This window comes from Cognatilysobacter lacus (assembly GCF_008274655.1).
Lineage (GTDB): Bacteria > Pseudomonadota > Gammaproteobacteria > Xanthomonadales > Xanthomonadaceae > Cognatilysobacter > Cognatilysobacter lacus.
Genome location: NZ_VTRV01000003.1, coordinates 1 through 17,555 on the forward strand (window position 1 = coordinate 1; position 17,555 = coordinate 17,555).

Here is a 17,555-nt window from a genome sequence, read left to right on the forward strand (position 1 = left end):
CCGTGCGAGCAACGCGAACTCGCCACGTGCACGAGCCGCATGGCCGTCGATGCGGGCGCCAACCGCGCCACGCGCGCAAGGAACGCAGTTCCCACGGTGCCGACACCGAGCAGGGCGATCTCGGCTGCGACCGGCACCGGAACGGGCACCGACCGGTTCGCGACCGCGTTCACCCGCCGACCGCCGCTTCGCGTCGACACGCGCGTTCGGCGCGCACGAGCGCGGCGTCGATGTCGTCGCGCAGGTCGTCGACGTGCTCGATGCCCACCGAAAGCCGCAGCAGCCCGTCGCCGATCCCCGCCGCGCGCCGCGCTTCGGGCGACATCGCCGCATGCGTCATGGTCGCCGGGTGGGCGATGAGGCTCTCGACGCCGCCGAGGGATTCGGCGAGCGTGAAACAGCGCAGGCCGCCGAGGAATGCGCGCACGGCGTCGACGCCTCCGTCCAGCTCGATGCCCAGCATCGCGCCGAAGCCCGCCTGTTGCCGGATAGCCAGCGCGTGGCCGGGATGGGTCGCCAGCCCCGGAAAGTGAACAACCCGCAGCGCGGGGTGGCGGACGCACCGCTCCACCAGCGCATGCGCGTTCTCCTGGTGGATACGCATGCGTGCGTCGAGCGTGCGCAGGCCGCGCAGGGTGAGGAAGCTGTCGAACGGCGAGCCCGTCACGCCGAGCGCGTTCGCCCACCATGTCAGCCGCTCGTGCAGCGCCGTGTCGCGTGCGATCACGGCTCCGCCGATCACGTCGCTGTGGCCGTTGATGTACTTGGTCGTCGAATGCACGACGACATCCGCGCCGAACGCGATCGGCTGCTGCAGTGCGGGCGACAGGAACGTGTTGTCGACGACGGCGATCGCGCCCACCGCGTGACCCGCCTCAATCGTCGCCTCGAGGTCGGTGATACGAAGCAGCGGATTCGACGGAGTTTCGATCCACACCACCGATGCGCCGCCCGCCAGCGCCGCGTCCCGCGTATGCGCGCGCGTGAGGTCGGCGGTGACGAGCTCGAAAAGGCCCTTCGACGCCAGCGCATTGAACAGCCGCCAGCTGCCGCCGTAGGCGTCGTGCGGTACGACCAGCCTTCCGCCTTCTGGAACGAGCGCGTGCAGTACCAGCGCCATCGCCGACATGCCGGTCGACGTGACCACGCCGCCGGCGCCGCCTTCCAGCTGCGCGAGTGCCTCGGCGAGAAGGTCGCGCGTGGGATTGCCGCTGCGCGTGTAGTCGTATGCACGCTTGCGTCCGAAGCTCTCGAACGAAAAGTTGGACGACAGCACCAGCGGCGGCGTCACGGCGCCGAACGCGGCGTCGCGATCGATGCCGGCGCGCACGGCTACGGTCGCCGGCCGCGTGCCCCGTTGCGCCGTCATGCCGGCAGCTCCAGCGCTTCGGCCAGCACCGCGGCGATTGCTGCCGGCTCCTTGAGGAACGCGTCGTGGCCGTACCGTGAGCGCAGCACGCGCACCCGCGTTTCGCCGCGCAGTCCCTGCGCGAGTGCATAGGCATCCGCCACCGGCACCAGCCGGTCCAGTTCGATCGCCACCAGCGTCACCGGCGTTTCAATGGAACCGGGCACCACGCGCTGGAGGTCGATCGATTCCGACAGGCGCAGGAACGCGGTAACAGGCGTGCGCATCGCATAGGCCTGCCCGATGTGGTCGAGGTAGTCCTCGGACGGCACCCGCACGCGGCCGTCCACCACCTGCGCCGCGCCGAAGCGCTCGTCGAACTCATCCGGCGTGCGATAGCTCAGCAGCGCGAGTTGGCGCGCGAGAGCGAGCCCGTCGATCGCGTCGCACTGCAACGAGCCCAGCTGCACGGCTCGGCGTTGCAGCGCGCGCCACGCGCTCGAATACGGATGTGCGCGATGCGTGCCGCTGATCGCGACCAGCCGCGCCACGCGCGCGGGCTGTCGCGAGGCGAACTGCAATCCGACCATCGCGCCGTACGAACTTCCGACGAACGCGTCGAGGCGACCGATCGCCAGATGGTCGAGCAGTGCGGCGATCGCGTCGGCCTGGTCCGCCGGATCGATCGGCGCGTCCAGCGTGCCGTCCGCGCCGATCCAGTCGACGGAGACGATGCAGGCGCGCGAAGGATCGATCGCGCGTCCCGCGCCGACCTGCGCGTCCCACCAGCCGTCCGCGGCGTCCGCCGCATTCGCCGCGACATGGCGGCCCGCCGAGATGCCGCCCGCGACGAAAACCGTCGGGTGGCGGATGTCGCCGTTGATTTCGTAACGAATCCGCACGCGACGCAGGCCGGCGTGGCGCAGCTCGAGGTCGAGTTCGAATTCACCCACGCGTGCGGGCGGCGAAAGGGTGGCGAGCTCTGCGTCCACGAATGCGGGCGCGGGGTCGAACGTGCGGAGGGAAACGAGGCTCATGGCAAAGGGCTCCGGGTTGACGGGGCCATCGAGCCTGCGACGCCCCACCGAACCCGGCAGGGAGCGCGACCATCTTCCGGCATGACGCCGCAGGAATTGGCACCTGGTGCTTTCGCACTGGTTGCCCCGGCGTCTGTGGGCCTGTCCCTCAGCCGGTCTCGATGGATGGCCGCAGTCTGCCGACGGGCTGGACGTCTGTCAATCGCTTCATGCGGATGAAGCGATGAACGGCTTGATGGGAGGCGGAGGCACTCAGCCGGCAGCAGGCGTGGCGCCCTTACACTCGAACGATGCGTTCCCCCTTCCTCTTCGCCGTCGGGCTCACGGCGGTCGTCGCCTGCGCGCCCGTGCGGCCTGCCGCACCCCCGGCCGCCGCCGCTCCCGAGCCCGTCGTGCCCGACGCCGTGACGGTGGGCGAGCGCTTCGTGACCGAGGAAAACGTGGCCGACGAGCTCGACTCACCCGCCACCTGGACCGCCGAGGACGGCCGCGCGCAGGTGATCGTCACCGCGAAGTCCACGCATCCGCTGGTGGTGTTCGATGGCGACAGCGGCGAGCGCCTACGCGACGTGGGCGAAAAGGGCGAAGCGGCGGGCCGGTTCGAGCGTCCCGGCGGCATCGCCGTGCAGGGCGACCTCGCGTTCGTGGTCGACCGCGACAACCATCGCGTGCAGGTGCTCTCGTTGCCCACGCTCACTCCGGTCGCGACGTTCGGCGAATCCGACCTGCGCGCGCCTTACGGCATATGGGCGAACGAGTCGGAGCCGGGTGACCTCGACGTCTATGTCACCGACGGCTCCGTTTCCGAGGCGAAGTTCGACCATGTGCCGTCTGTTGCAGAACCCGGCGCGCGACTGAAGCGCTTTCGAGTCCAGGAAGACGGCGATGGCGCCGTGCATGCGCGTCTTCTGGGCGCGTTCGCCGATGCCCGTGAAGCCGGCGCGCTGCACGGGGCCGGATCGATCGCGGGAGACCCGGCCAACAATCGTCTGCTGATAGCAGACGCAGACACGCATCCTTCCATGTCGACACTTCGCGAATACACGCTCGATGGCCATGACACGGGCGGCGGCGCGGCCGCTGGTGCGTTCGCCGCGCACGCCGCGGGCGTGGCGCTGTGGGATTGCCCGGGCGGTGACGGCTACTGGATCGCCGCCGACCCGCTGGCCCCGCTCGCCGTCTTCCATGTGGTCGATCGCAGGACACTCGCACCGCGCGGCAGCTTCCGCGGCCGCGTCACGTCGCACACCCGTGGCATCGCGTTGCACGCCGCCGGCACGCCGAGCTTTCCCGGCGGCGTCTTGTACGCGGTGCACGATGACCGCGCGATCGCGGCGTTCGACCTTCGCGACATCGCCAGCGCGCTGCACCTGGACGAGCAATGCGTGCGCTGATCCCGACGCTGGTCGCCGCCATCTGCCTGCTCGCGCTGCCCTTCGCGCAGGCGGGCAAGGTTTATCGCTGGGTGGACGCCCACGGCGTTGCGCACTACGGCGACCATGCACCGGCCACGGCCACCGCGCCACGCGCCCATGTCCGCGTCAGCAACGTGGCTGATGCGTCCGACCCCTCGCCCATCGCCGTGCTGCGTCGCGCGTCGTCCGGCTCGGGCATCCAGGCGATTGCCGAAAACCGCCTCGCCGGCCCGGTCGAAGTACGCCTCGCGTTTTCGCGCGACAACAACATGCGCGCCGATCCCGACCTGCCGGTCTCAACCACGGTGCCCGCGAGCAGGCGATCCGTGATCGCGTACCTGGAGGCGCTCGACCCTGCACAACCCGGCGACTTCGAACTGACGATGGATGCCGTGCCCGGCGACCCGCGCGCCCGGCCACAGGACGTCGAGTACCTGCTCCCGCTGCGCATGCGCGGCTGGCATATCGAACAGGGTTTCGGCGGCAGCTTCAGCCATGACGACGAGCAGAACCGATACGCCATCGACCTCGCCGCGCCGATCGGCACGCCGGTTCTCGCTGCCCGCGACGGCGTGGTCATGCAGGTCGAATCGGATTTCGCGCGCGCCGGGCTGGACCGCGAGCGCTACGCCGGCCGCGCCAACCTGATCCGCATCCTGCACGACGACGGGACGATGGCGATGTACGCCCACCTCAAGGCGGAAGGCGTTCTCGTGCGCCTCGGGCAGCGCGTGCAGGCCGGCCAGGTGATCGGGCTGTCCGGCAACACCGGTTTCACGTCGGGGCCGCATCTGCACTTTTCCGTGCAGGCCAATCGCGGCATGCGGCTCGAATCGATCCGTTTCCGCATGCGCGGCCCGCAGGGGCCGCTCAACCTCGGCGGAATCTGAGGCTTACTCGTTCGCCAGCGCCTCGGCGCGTTCGCGCCACTCGGGCAGGCGTTCGATCTGGAACGTGGCGCGCAGGTATTCGTCGTCGAGCGGCAGCCCCGACACCAGCGCGCAGGCGACATGCACCGCGCCCGGCACCCAGAAGCCCGACATGCGCACCGCTCCCGGGCGATGGTGGTAGGCGACCGCTTCGACGATCGGCATCGGGAGGCCCCATAGGCCCAGCAGGTACGCGCCCGCCTCGGCGTAGTGCGGGCCCGTGTCGTCCGGGCCTCCGCGGCTCACGCCCGGCAGCAGCTTGCCCACTTCGGCGAGCAGCGCGGCGGTCGCGGCAAGCTCCGCGCTCGGGCCGGAAAGCAACTGGCCCGCAAGCCGCGACGTGCGCACCGCGCGCTCCTGCATTGCTTCGCGCTCGGCGGGCGTCATGGTGCCCGCGCCCAGTGCCTCGCTGGTCAGCACCAGGCGCTGCAGGATGCGGGTGCCGAGGCGCGTCACCGCCGTGCGCATGTCCGTGATCGCGCGGCCGGACGAGAAGTACGCGGAATTGCACAGGCGCAGCACCTTGGCGACCACCGCGGGGTCCTGCGAGATCAGCGTCGCGATCTCCGTGGCGCCGACGTCGGGGTCCTGCATCAGGCGTTCGAGTTCCATATAGAGCTTGGGCGGCGGCGGCAGCGACCCGACGCGCCCGATCGTCTGCACCAGCGTCGGGTTGGTCAGCAGGTCGCGCAGTTCCTGCACGCTTTCCACGGCCTCGATCAGCTCGCTGGCATCGAGCGGTTTGCGCAGGAAACGGTGCGCGACGTCGAGCGCCTGCATCGCGTCAGTGCCGTGGCCGCGGTCAAGCAGAAGGATCCGCGCGGCCTCCGGATGCAGCGTGCGCACCTGCTCGAGCAGGTGCGCCCCCTGCACGGCGCCGATCTGCATGTCGGTCACGATGACGTCGATACGCCGGTCGGCCGGGATCGTCAGCGCCTCGCCGGTGCCGGTATGCCAGCTGACGTTCCAGTCGAGCCCGAAATCATGCAGCGCGAGCTGGAGCTCGTTGGCGCGACCGCCTTCCTCACCGACCATGACGATGTACATCCGATCCCTGCCAGTCCCTGCCTGCAGCGGATATCGGCCGGCGGACAGGAAACTTTCACGCGCCCGCCGCCGGCGGGTCACGGTTTCAGCCGGGCTGCGTTCGGGGCCCTGGGCGCCCGCGCCGCTATAATCGGCGCCCTTCCCCGCCCTGCTGCCGCGCCCCGTGCGCGCCGACGCCATGTCCGAAGTTTCCATGCAGGCGCTGCGGCGCCGCACGTTCGCCATCATTTCGCACCCCGACGCCGGCAAGACCACGCTGACGGAGAAGCTATTGCTGTTCGGCGGCGCGATCCAGATGGCCGGCTCGGTGAAGGGCCGCAAGGCCGCGCGCCACGCGACCTCTGACTGGATGGCGCTTGAGAAGGAGCGCGGCATCTCGGTGACCTCGTCGGTGATGCAGTTCCCGTACGAGGGTCGCATCGTCAACCTGCTCGACACGCCCGGCCACGCCGACTTCGGCGAGGACACCTACCGCGTGCTCACCGCGGTAGACAGCGCGCTGATGGTCATCGACGTCGCCAAGGGCGTTGAGGAACGCACGATCAAGCTGATGGAGGTGTGCCGCCTGCGCGACACCCCGATCATGACCTTCATCAACAAGCTCGACCGGGAGGGAAAGAGCCCGATCGACCTGCTGGATGAAGTCGAGAGCGTGCTGGGTATCAAGTGCGCGCCAGTGACGTGGCCGATCGGCATGGGCCAGCGCCTGAAGGGCGTGGTGCACTTGGTCACCGGCGAAGTGCACCTCTACGAGCAGGGCCGGAATTTCACCCGCCAGGACTCCACGATCTTCAGCTCGATCGACGACCCGGCACTCGAGGCGCGGATCGGCGCCGACACGCTGCGCGAGGTGCGCGAGGAACTGGAACTCGTCGAAGGCGCGTCCCACCCGTTCGATGTGGAGAGCTACCTGCGCGGCGAGCAGACCCCGGTGTTCTTCGGCTCCGCCGTCAACAACTTCGGCGTGCAGATCCTGCTCGATTTCTTCGTCGAACACGCACCTTCGCCACGGCCGCGCGCGACCACGGGGCGCGAGGTGCAGCCGGCGGAAGCCAAGCTCACCGGCTTCGTGTTCAAGATCCAGGCCAACATGGACCCGATGCACCGCGACCGCGTCGCGTTCATGCGCGTGTGCTCGGGCGAGTTCAAGGCCGGCATGAAGGCGTTCCATGTCCGCACGGGCAAGGAATTGAAACTCGCCAACGCGCTCACGTTCATGGCCAGCGACCGCGAGATCGCCGAAGCTGCGTACCCGGGCGACGTGATCGGCATCCACAACCACGGCACGATCTCGATCGGCGATACCTTCACCGAAGGCGAGTCGCTGGCGTTCACCGGGATTCCCAACTTCGCGCCGGAACTCTTCCGCCGCGCACGTCTGCGCGACCCGCTCAAGCTCAAGCAGTTGCAGAAGGGCCTGGCGCAGCTGTCGGAGGAAGGCGCCACGCAGTTCTTCCGCCCGCTGATGAGCAACGACCTGATCCTCGGCGCGGTCGGCATGCTGCAGTTCGACGTGGTGGCCTACCGCCTGAAGGACGAGTACAGCGTCGATGCCAGCTTCGAGCAGGTGCAGGTGGCAACCGCTCGCTGGATACGCTGCGACGACGCCAAGAAGCTCGAGGAGTTCCGCGAGAAGAACGCGATGAACCTCGCGATCGACGGCGCGGGCCAGCTCGTCTACCTGGCGCCGACCCGCGTCAACCTGCAGCTGGCGCAGGAGCGGGCGCCGGGCGTGCGCTTCATGGCCACGCGCGAGCACGCGCAGTCGGTGGGCGTCGACTGAGTCGTTCGCTGGCCGTGACGATGCGTGCGCAGGTGCGCGATACGATGCATGCATGCACGCCTCCCCCGGCTTCGAATCCCCGCCGCACGATGCGCGCGGCGCACTGCGACACGCCACGCACGAGTTCGCCAACGCGCTGACCCACGGCGTCGGCGCCCTGGCGGCGCTGGTGGGCGGTGCGCTCATGGTCGCGCTCGCGGCAACACGCGGCGACGGCTGGCAGCTTGCCGGCGCGATCGTGTTCAGCGCCTGCCTCTTGTTGCTCTACACGGCGTCGACGCTCTACCACTCGGCGCGCGATCCGGTCGCCAAGGTGCGCTTCAAGGTCTTCGACCATTGCGCGATCTACCTGCTGATCGCGGGCACGTACACGCCCTTTACCCTCATCGCGCTGCGCGGCCCGCTCGGCTGGGGCCTGTTCGCGGCGATCTGGGCGCTCGCCGTCGCCGGCATCGGTTTCAAGCTGATGTTCACCGGCCGATTCAAACGCACCTCCACCGCGCTCTACATCGCCATGGGCTGGCTCGGCATTTTCGCGATCCGGCCGCTGATGCACGCCGTCGACGCGGCGACGCTGGGGTGGATGCTCGCCGGCGGCTTGGCCTACACGCTCGGCACCGCGTTCTACCTGCGCAATTCGCGTTACGCGCATGCGGTGTGGCACCTGTTCTGCGTGGCCGGCAGCGTGTGCCACTACGTGGCTGTCCTCCGGCAGGTGGCCTGAACCGCCCGCAACGGATTCACCGGCAATTGACCGACCAGCAGTGAAGGTGCGGCGATCTTCGCCGGAGCCACCCATGCCGACCGTGCTTCGCAGCAGCGCCATCGTCCTCATCCTGCTCGCGCTTGCGGCCTGTTCGCAGGACAAGCGCAGCGGCGAGCCGCGGATGCGGGCGGACGAGCCGGAAGCCGCCGGGCGTCCGACGGGGGTGTCGGCCGAAGAGGGCCATCTGGCGCGAGGCACGACCGCGACAATCGTGGACCTGCCCGCGCCCGACACCGTAGCCCCGGCCGCGTTCACCTGCGCCGGCGGCAACAAGGTCGACATCACCCCGCATGGTGCCGTGGTGACGCTCGAGGACGGCCGCAGCGTCCGGATCGATCGCGACGCCGCGGACGCCCTGCACTTCCACGGCGAAGCGCTCGAGTTCCGCATGAAGAATGGCCAGGGCGACCTGAGCCAGGACGAAGGCGGCACCTTCCACTGCACCGGCAGCTGATCGATGCCAACCTCCGCAACCCCGTCTGACGCGCCGCCGCCCCCGCACGGCGGCTCACCGTTGGGCGCGATCGTGCGCCATCCCTTCCGCACGCTGCTCGCGCTGCTGGCGGTGGGGATCATCCTGCTCATCATCTTCTGGGACTGGAACTGGTTCCGGCGGCCGATCGAGAAGTACGTGCACGCGAAGACCGGCCGCACGCTGCACATCGACGGCAACCTCGCGGTCGATCCGGGCTGGGTGCCGACCATCACCGCCGAGCGGGTCACGTTTTCGAACGCAGGCTGGGCCAAGCGACCGCTGATGGCGAAGACCGACAAGGTCACGCTGCGCGTCGAGCTCGAGCCTCTCTTCAAGCACCAGGTGCGCATTCCGTCGATCCAGCTCGACAAGCCGGTGCTCAATCTCGAGACGGGCACGCGCGGCGGCAACTGGGCCTTTGGCGATCCGAACAGCCATGGGGATGTCCAGTTCCGCAACCTGTGGATCAACGACGGGCATTTCGAATTCCTCGAGCCGCTCAAGCACACCGACATCAGCGTGCAGGTGGCCAGCGACGCCGCGAAGAACGCTTCGGCCGCGCCACCGATCACCGCCAAGGGCAGTGGCCACTGGCGCGGCAATGCGTTCACGCTGGAAGGCCGCGCGGAGTCGCCGCTGCAGCTGAAGAGCCGCGACACCCCTTATCACGTGGACGTGCACGCGTCGGCGGGGCGCACCCATGCGCACGCGCGCGGCACGTTGCTCGATCCGTTGCAGCTGCGCGACTTCAACCTGCAGCTCGCGCTCAACGGCCAGAACCTGGAAGACCTGTTCCCCCTGCTCGGCATCGCAGCGCCGCCAACGCCGCCCTATTCACTCGACGGGCGACTCACGCGCGGGATCGACGGCGCGAAGACATCGTGGCACTACGACAACTTCAAGGGGCGCGTCGGCGACAGTGACCTCGGCGGCGACGCGACGTTCGTCACCGGCGGCAAGCGCCCCTTCCTGCGCGGACGCTTCGTCTCCCGCCGCCTGGATCTCGACGACCTCGCCGGCTTTATCGGCGGTGCGCCGCAGGCCGGTGGCGGCGAGACGACGAACCCCGAGCTTGCAGCGAAAGCCGCACAGAATGCGGCGCGTTCACGTGTGTTCCCCGACGAGCCCTACAAGCTCGACAAGCTACGCGCGATGGACGCGGACGTGACGCTGCGTGCAACGCGCATCAACGCGCCGTCGTTGCCGCTCGACGACATGGATGCGCATCTCAAGCTCGAAGGCGGCGTACTGCGCCTGGAGCCGCTGAACTTCGGCGTTGCCGGCGGTGACATCCGCTCGGTCATCCGGATGGACGGCCGCGAATCGCCCATCCGCACCAAGGCGCAGATCAGCGCGCGCGGCCTCAACCTCGGGCAGCTGCTGCCGCGCTCGGAGCTCGTCAAGGAAGCGGTCGGCAAGGTCGGCGGCCAGGTGACGCTTGCCGGCACCGGAAACTCGATCGCCGGGATACTCGGCACGTCGAACGGCACCGTCGGCATCGGCATGGGCCGCGGGCACATCGGCAACCTCGTGATGGAGCTGGCCGGGCTCGACGTGCAGGAATCGCTGAAGTTCATGCTGACGAAGGATCGCCAGATCCCGGTGCGTTGCGCGTTCGGCGACTTCGCCGTGCACAACGGCGTCATGACCTCCCGCGCGCTAGCGTTCGACACGACCGATACGATCATCATCGGCGAGGGCGACATCAGCCTGCGCGACGAGACGTTGAACCTGAAGCTGCGCCCGCGGCCGAAGGACCGCAGCCTGTTCTCGTTCCGGTCGCCGCTCTATCTGACCGGCACGTTCCGCAAGCCCGCCTTCCATCCCGACATGAAGCGCGTCGGATTGCGTGCGGCACTGGCGGTGGCACTGGGTAGCATCGCACCGCCGGCCGCGCTGCTGGCCACGCTCGAGCTCGGCGGCGGCAAGGACGCCGACTGCGGTGGGCACTACGCGCGCTGAGTCGCGTCGCTGCGCGCGGGCCTGATCTCATCCACGAGGTACAGCGGGCGGTTCTTCGATTCGTCGTAAAGCCGCCCCAGGTACTCGCCGATCAGGCCGAGGCCGATCAGCTGTACGCCACCAAGGAACAGGATGACCGCCATCATCGTCGGCCAGCCTGCGACCGGATCACCCCAGGCAAACGCCTTCACGATGATCCAGACGCCGTAGGCAAACGCGACCAGCGCCGTCATCAGGCCGAGGTAGGTCGCCACGCGCAACGGCGCGCTCGAGAAACTGGTGATGCCCTCCAGTGCGAAGTTCCACAGCTGCCAGAAGTTGAACTTCGATCCGCCAGCGATCCGCGCATCGCGCTCGTATGGCACCGCCACGCTGCGGAACCCCACCCACCCGAACAGGCCCTTCATGAAGCGATGGCGCTCGCGCAGCTGGCGCAGGGCAGCCAGCGAACGTGGCGAGAGCAGGCGGAAGTCGCCGGTATCGGCAGGCACCGGCGTTTTTGAAAGGCGGCCGATCAGGCGGTAGAACGCATGTGCGGTGGTTCGCTTGAGCCAACCCTCCCCGGCGCGCGCGATTCGCGTGCCGTGCACGTCGTCGTAGCCCTCCCGCCACTTCGCGACGAAATCAGGCACGAGCTCCGGCGGATCCTGGCCGTCGGCGTCGAGGATCAGCGCGGCGCCGTCGGTCACCAGGTCGAGGCCCGCGGTCAACGCGGCTTCCTTGCCGAAGTTGCGCGACAGGCGCAGCAGCGTCACGCGCGGGTCGGCAAAGGCCAGGTCGCAGAGCACGCGCCACGTGTCGTCGGTGCTTCCGTCGTCGACGTACAGCACGCGGCCGTCCAACTCCGCGATGCCGGCCAGCGCCGCGCTGATCCGCGGATGCAGCACGGGCAGGCTCTGCGCCTCGTTGTAGGCGGCGACAACGACGGTCAGGCGATCATTCGGCATGCGCGCATCCTAAACGGGACGGATCAGTCCAGGCGCTCGAGATAGCCGCGCCCGCCGATCATCCGCATCTGGTGTTCGATCGCGTGCTCGCGGCGCATCACGTATGGCCCCGGATGCGCGACGCTGTAACGCTTCGGCGACGGCAGCACCGCGGCCAGCCGCGCGCATTCGGCAGCCGTGAGCTGCGACGCATCCTTGCCGTAGAAGCGTCGCGCCGCGGCCTGCGCGCCATACACGCCGTCGCCGAACTCCACGACGTTCGCGTAGACCTCGATGATCCGCTGCTTCGGCCACATCGCTTCGATCAGCAGCGTGTACCAGGCCTCGACGCCCTTGCGCACATAGCTGCGTCCGCTCCACAGGAACAGGTTCTTCGCGAGCTGCTGGCTGATGGTGGACCCGCCCCGCACCCTGCGCCCGCGGGCATTCGCGCGCTCGGCCTTCTCGATGGCCTGGATGTCGAACCCGAAGTGGTCGGCGAAGCGCTGGTCTTCCGACGCGACCAGCGCAACCGGCAGGCTCGACGAGATGTCACGCATGTCGCGCCAGTCGTAAGCGACGCCGAAGCCCCAGTCGCCGCGCGCCCACGCCTGCAGATGCCGCGTCGTCATGAAGCTGGACGTCCAGGGATCGACGAATCGCAGGGTGGCGACCTGCAGCACCGTCACCACCACGAAAAGCACCGGCAGCCACAGCAGGCGCCGCAGCCATCGACGTCCGCGCCCGCCTTGTCGTTTCATCATCGCGTCCCCATGTCGTCGCATCGCCTTGAAGCCCCGACAGGCATTATCCGGCAAGCGCCGACCTCCGACTCCAATGACCGATCCCGTTTCCGAAATCACCCAGCGCGACGTACTTCGGCGCTTCCTCCTGCATCGTGCCGGCGTGCGCGGCGTGCACGTGCGACTCGACGAAACGTGGCGGCACATCCGCGAGCGCGACCAGTACCCGCCGGCCGCGATGACGCTTCTCGGTCAGGCGTGTGCGGCGGCGGCGCTATTCACCGGCCACGCCAAGGTCGACGGGCGCCTTTCGGTGCAGATGCGCAGCGACGGCGCGATCCGCACGCTGTTCGCCGAATGCACGGCGGCCGGCACCCTGCGCGGCATCGTCCAACTCTCCGAAGATGCAGGCGACGTTTCGAGCGATCTCCATGACCTCGGCCGTGGCGGAATCCTCGCGATCACGATCGAAAACCGTGGCCCCGATGGCGACCCGGTGCGCTACCAGGGGCTCGTGCCGCTGGAAGCAAGCGGCCTCGACAGGGCCTTCGAGGACTATTTCCGGCAGTCCGAACAGCTCCCGACCCGGCTACTGCTCGCCGCCGACGGCGATGCGACAGCCGGGCTCATGCTGCAGAAGCTTCCGGGCGATGATGCCGACGACGATGCCTGGAACCGCGCCGGCGCGCTGTTCGACACATTGTCGGCGGAAGAACTGCTCGCCAGTGATGGCGATCTGGTCCTGCACCGGCTGTTCCACGAGGAGGAGCCCGAACTGCTCGCGACACGCGCGCTTTCCTTCGGCTGCTCCTGCTCGCGCGCCCGCGTCGAGTCGATGCTGGTGGCGATCGGGCTGGACGAAGCCCGGCTTTCAGCCGCGAAGGGCGAGGCCCTGATCCGGTGCGAGTTCTGCGGGCAGTCTTATGTATTCACACCAGCGGAAATAGAACAGCTGTTCTCGACCCTCGGGCGCGAAATGCAGGCCCCGGCCCGGCCCCAGTAGCGTTCACCTGATCCCGATTGTTAAGGATGTATAAATCCTCTATAGTCGAACCGTCTTCACACGCCCGGAACTTTCGGGCCCGGTACTGGTCGCAGCCATCGTGACGTCCCGAACCCGCCCGCTCCGACTCCTGCTCGCCGCCAGCCTTCTGCTGGCGACCGGCATGGCGTCCGCGCAGGTCGCACGTTCGCGGGCCCAGGCGCTCCCGGTCTGGAACCAGGACAGCGGCAAGGTCGAGGCCGTCCTGCTGCTGGAGCCCGTCTCCACCGCCACCTGGCAGCTGGGAAACACGCGGCTCGACAGCGCGCTGGGCGTTGGCAGCGGTGACACCCTCGGGCTCCTCTGTGATCGCAAGGCCGGCCTCGGCAGCGCGATCGGCAGCCTCGCCGACAACTGCCTGCTCGCTTCCGTCGGCAATGCCCGCGATGCGCGCCAGACCTCGGCCGGCGCCACCCTGAGCCGCAAAGGCGCACGCGTCGGCGTCGGTGTGGGCAACAGCCGCGACACATTGCCCTCGTGGCTCACCGCCGGACGCGCGAATTCGCGGGTCAACCAGAACGCGCTAACACTTATCGGCGAGAAGAACATCGGCCGCGAGGCCACGGTTTCGATCGCTGGTACGCTTGCGCGGGCGCGCCTCGTGGCGCCCTCCGCAGTGCCGCAACTCGCTGACCGCTGGGATATCCGAACGCTGAGCGTCGGCACCACCGTCGGCCGATTCGGCGCAAATGTGATCGGGCGAGTGGTTGACTCCCCGCTCCAGCCCGGTCGCTGGGAAGGCCTCGACCTCGGGCTGAGCTGGCGCACGCCGTGGAGCGGGCAGCTGAGTGTTGGCGCGGAAAACGTCGTCACGCGCGGCCGCAACCCGTTCGCACCGGACAGCGCGGAGAAAGACGAGGGCGCAGTTCCCTACGTCCGGTACCAGCAGGATCTCTGAGGCGCCACACTGCGCCCCGCAAGGCCGCCCCGACCGGGCGGCCTTTTTTATTAACGACACTTTAATTTCTTGGCCGGCCTCGCTACTATCGGCCCGACCTTGCCGGATTGCGTCGTTCAGAGCTCAGCCGGGGAGGTTCCCATGGGAAACACCAAGCCTCACTTGGAGAGAGACGAAATGACCTTTAAGACCACCAGGCTCCGCGACGCGATCACACTCGCGATCGCCGTGGGCTCCGTCGCCGGTACGAGTGTCGCGTTCGCGCAGGACACCACGCCCGCCGCCGGAACTACCGATACCAAGAAGACCCAGGAACTCGGCCGCGTCGAAGTCACCGGTTCGCGCATTCGCCGCGCCGAGTCCGAAACGTCGCAGCCGATCATTTCGCTCAACCGCGAAGAGATCCAGGCCCAGGGCCTGACCTCGGTCGGTGACGTGATCCAGAACCTCGCCGCCAACGGTTCGACGCTCAACACGACGTTCAACAACGGCGGCAACGGTGAAACCCGCGTCAGCCTGCGTAACCTCGGTTCGTCCCGCACCCTCGTGCTGGTCAACGGCCGTCGCTGGGTCGGTGGCACGGGCCTCGGTGGCGCGGTCGACCTCAACACGATCCCGACCGCCGCTGTCGAGCGCATCGAAGTCCTGAAGGCCGGCGCTTCGTCGATCTACGGCTCCGACGCAATCGCGGGCGTCGTCAACGTCATCCTGCGTACCGACTACCAGGGTGCCGAGATGGACGGCTACCTCGGCATGTACGACAAGGGCGACGGTTTCACCCAGTCCTACGACTTCACGATCGGCACCTCCGACGACCGCTTCAGCGCGATGTTCGGCGCCGGCTACGTCAAGTCCGAGCCGGTCATGGCCGGCGATCGCGAGATCTCGTCCGAGCCGACCTACCACACCGGCGTCGCCTTCGGCAGTTCCACGATCCCGGGCGGCCGTTTCGCGCTGTGCCGCGGCGTGTACAACCCGGTTTCGGGCACCTGCTCCGTGGCGGAAACGCGTCCGAACGGCACGACCGGCCAGTTCACGTACGACCCGGGCAAGAGCGGCCTGAACTGGCGCAACCGCACCGGTGCCGACCTGTACAACTTCGCGCCTGACAACTATCTGGCGACGCCGCAGGAGCGCAAGTCGCTGTTCGGCCGCGCCTCGGTCAACATCACCGACAACGTCAGCGCGTTCATCACCGGCACGTACAACAACCGTCGTTCGGAGCAGCTGCTCGCCGCGATGCCGATCGTGCTGGGCTCGGGCCCGGGCGCGAACACGCAGTCCAAGACCGTCGTCATCAGCAAGAACAGCATCTACAACCCGTTCGGGTTCGATGTGTCGCGCATCCAGCGTCGCGCCATCGAAACCGGTGGCCGCTCGTTCAACCAGAACGTCGACACCTTCGGCTTCAACGGCGGCCTGGAAGGCAGCTTCGAGCGCTGGAACCGTTACTTCACGTGGGACGCGGGCATGGTGTATGGCCGCAACGACGAGAACGACACGACCAACGGCCTGTTCAACATCCCGTCGCTGAAGAACGCGCTCGGCCCGTCGGAAATCCGTGGTGGCAAGCCGGTCTGCGTGAACGCACCGGGCGGCCAGGTCATCTCGGGCTGCGTGCCGCTGAACCTGCTCGGCAACGTCGGCTCGATCACGCCGGACATGCTCGCGTACTCCTCGTTCGTCGCGCACGACGAGCTGGCGTACAAGATGAAGGACTACTACGCCAACGTCACCGGTGAAATCACCGAGCTGCCGGGTGGCATGCTGGCCTTCGCCGCCGGTGTCGAGCGGCGTTCGGAGTCGGGCTATGACTCCCCGGACGCGCTGATCAACTCGGGCAACACCACGGGCAACGCCCGTACGGCAACGGCCGGCGGCTACTCGCTGGACGAGGCCTACCTCGAGCTGTCGATCCCGCTGCTGAAGGACGTTCCGTTCGCGCGCCAGCTCGAATTCGACGTGTCGAGCCGCGTCTCGAACTACAGCAACTTCGGTCGCACGGTCAATTCGGCGTTCGGTTTCAAGTGGCGCCCGATCGACGAGCTGATGGTTCGCGGCAACTGGGCCCAGGGCTTCCGTGCACCGTCCATCGGTGAGCTTTACCAGGGCGTCGCCGACTCGTTCCCGAGCATCAAGGATCCGTGCTCCACCACGTTCGGCGGCAGCTACAACAGCCTGACTCCCGAGCAGAAGGCGCGCTGCACCGCGCAGGGCGTTCCGGTCGGTGGCTATGACCAGGGCAATGCACAGATCCTGACCCAGGTCGGCGGCAATCCGAACCTCGGGCCGGAGACCTCGACCACCCGCACCTTGGGCGTGGTGTGGAGCCCGAAGTTCATTCCGGGTTCGTTCGACGTCTCGCTCGACTGGTGGAAGATCAACCTTAAGAACACCATCACGTCGTTCGGCGCGCAGTTCATTCTTGACCAGTGCGTTCGGGACGGCGTGCAGGCGTTCTGCAACCAGTACAGCCGCAACAACACGGGTGCGATCCAGGGCCTGCTGTCCAGCGGCGTGAACATCGGCGCCGCGAACGTGGAAGGCTGGGATCTCACGGCCAACTACAAGGCGCCGGAGAGCCGCTACGGCAAGTTCTCGTGGACGTTCGACGCCACCTACATGTCGAAGTACGAGTCCGACCAGGACGGTAATGGCGTGATCGACGCCGCCGATGGCGGAAGCGTCGTGGGCCGCTATCAGGACCGCAACAACAACTGGCGCATCCGTGCCAACCTGATGACGCGTTGGGAGAAGGGTGACTTCGGCGCAACGTGGTTCACGCGTTACTTCTCGAACCAGGTGGAACCGTGCGCCTTCATCGGCGGCTCCAACGACTACGGGTTCGGCGAGCTGTGCAACCGCGCCCAGTTGGACGCGAATGGCACCGTGCTCGATACGTCCACGAACCACATCGGCGCGACCACGTACAACGATGTGTCGGCGTACTGGAAGGCCCCCTGGAACGCGCGCGTTACGATCGGCGTGAACAACGTGTTCGACAAGCAGCCGCCGCTGGCGTTCACCACGTTTGCGAACTCGTTCGATCCGCAGTACGACGTTCCGGGCCGCTTCTTGTACATGTCCTACAACCAGAAGTTCTGATCCCGGCAACAACGCAATACCGCGATACCGCTACGGCCCCGAAAGGGGCCGTAGTTTTTTGTGGAGCTTGCGACGGCGC

14 protein-coding genes and 1 riboswitch are annotated in these 17,555 nt (G+C 67.9%); of the genes, 9 read left to right on the forward strand and 5 right to left on the reverse strand.

The features are described 5' to 3' along the window. Positions 1–169: 169 nt before the first annotated feature. Entirely contained in the window at positions 170–1,369 is a 1,200-nt protein-coding gene (gene metB, locus FW784_RS00390) for a cystathionine gamma-synthase (protein ID WP_149351389.1), read from the reverse strand. Beyond that, the gene (gene metX / locus FW784_RS00395) at positions 1,366–2,385 is read right to left on the reverse strand and encodes a homoserine O-succinyltransferase MetX (RefSeq protein WP_149351390.1); all 1,020 of its coding nucleotides are present in this window, start codon (positions 2,383–2,385) and stop codon (positions 1,366–1,368) included. The genes metB and metX overlap by 4 nt, the downstream gene beginning before the upstream one ends. Positions 2,386–2,451: 66 nt before the next feature. Continuing rightward, positions 2,452–2,553: riboswitch (SAM riboswitch) on the reverse strand. 122 nt (positions 2,554–2,675) lie between these two features. Between metX and FW784_RS00400 the strand changes: the two genes are divergently transcribed. After that, positions 2,676–3,779 (forward strand): NHL repeat-containing protein, encoded by a 1,104-nt coding sequence (locus FW784_RS00400; RefSeq protein WP_149351391.1) that lies wholly within the window; start codon positions 2,676–2,678, stop codon positions 3,777–3,779. After that, a complete protein-coding gene (locus tag FW784_RS00405; protein WP_149351392.1) occupies positions 3,767–4,690 on the forward strand; it encodes a peptidoglycan DD-metalloendopeptidase family protein in 924 nt (307 codons plus the stop codon). The genes FW784_RS00400 and FW784_RS00405 overlap by 13 nt, the downstream gene beginning before the upstream one ends. A 3-nt stretch (positions 4,691–4,693) precedes the next feature. Here the strand turns inward: FW784_RS00405 and FW784_RS00410 are convergent, their stop codons facing one another. Beyond that, the gene (locus FW784_RS00410; protein WP_187770610.1) at positions 4,694–5,776 is read right to left on the reverse strand and encodes an HDOD domain-containing protein; all 1,083 of its coding nucleotides are present in this window, start codon (positions 5,774–5,776) and stop codon (positions 4,694–4,696) included. Between the two features lie 178 nt (positions 5,777–5,954). Between FW784_RS00410 and FW784_RS00415 the strand changes: the two genes are divergently transcribed. From FW784_RS00415 to FW784_RS00430, 4 genes are all read left to right on the forward strand, one after another. Continuing rightward, the gene (locus FW784_RS00415) at positions 5,955–7,559 is read left to right on the forward strand and encodes a peptide chain release factor 3 (RefSeq protein ID WP_149351394.1); all 1,605 of its coding nucleotides are present in this window, start codon (positions 5,955–5,957) and stop codon (positions 7,557–7,559) included. A gap of 52 nt (positions 7,560–7,611) precedes the next feature. Then, a complete protein-coding gene (gene trhA / locus FW784_RS00420; RefSeq protein WP_149351395.1) occupies positions 7,612–8,283 on the forward strand; it encodes a PAQR family membrane homeostasis protein TrhA in 672 nt (223 codons plus the stop codon). Positions 8,284–8,356: 73 nt separating this feature from the next. Continuing rightward, a complete protein-coding gene (locus tag FW784_RS00425) occupies positions 8,357–8,779 on the forward strand; it encodes a hypothetical protein (RefSeq protein ID WP_149351396.1) in 423 nt (140 codons plus the stop codon). A 3-nt stretch (positions 8,780–8,782) separates the two neighbouring features. Next, positions 8,783–10,762, forward strand: a complete 1,980-nt coding sequence (locus tag FW784_RS00430) for an AsmA family protein (protein ID WP_149351397.1) — start codon at positions 8,783–8,785, stop codon at positions 10,760–10,762. On the opposite strand, the gene FW784_RS00435 is transcribed toward FW784_RS00430, so the two are convergent. Both FW784_RS00435 and mtgA read right to left on the reverse strand, forming a co-directional pair. Further along, positions 10,750–11,709, reverse strand: coding sequence for a glycosyltransferase family 2 protein (locus FW784_RS00435; protein WP_149351398.1), 960 nt, complete (start codon positions 11,707–11,709; stop codon positions 10,750–10,752). The two genes, FW784_RS00430 and FW784_RS00435, sit on opposite strands and share 13 nt — an antisense overlap. 23 nt (positions 11,710–11,732) lie before the next feature. Next, entirely contained in the window at positions 11,733–12,449 is a 717-nt protein-coding gene (gene mtgA / locus FW784_RS00440; protein ID WP_149351399.1) for a monofunctional biosynthetic peptidoglycan transglycosylase, read from the reverse strand. Positions 12,450–12,546: 97 nt separating this feature from the next. On the opposite strand from mtgA, the gene hslO reads away from it, so the two are divergent. From hslO to FW784_RS00455, 3 genes are all read left to right on the forward strand, one after another. Further along, a complete protein-coding gene (gene hslO, locus FW784_RS00445; RefSeq protein ID WP_187770613.1) occupies positions 12,547–13,434 on the forward strand; it encodes an Hsp33 family molecular chaperone HslO in 888 nt (295 codons plus the stop codon). 163 nt (positions 13,435–13,597) lie between these two features. Next, the gene (locus FW784_RS00450) at positions 13,598–14,371 is read left to right on the forward strand and encodes an XOO1806 family protein (protein ID WP_149351419.1); all 774 of its coding nucleotides are present in this window, start codon (positions 13,598–13,600) and stop codon (positions 14,369–14,371) included. Between the two features lie 177 nt (positions 14,372–14,548). Then, the gene (locus FW784_RS00455) at positions 14,549–17,476 is read left to right on the forward strand and encodes a TonB-dependent receptor domain-containing protein (protein WP_149351401.1); all 2,928 of its coding nucleotides are present in this window, start codon (positions 14,549–14,551) and stop codon (positions 17,474–17,476) included. Positions 17,477–17,555: the final 79 nt, after the last annotated feature.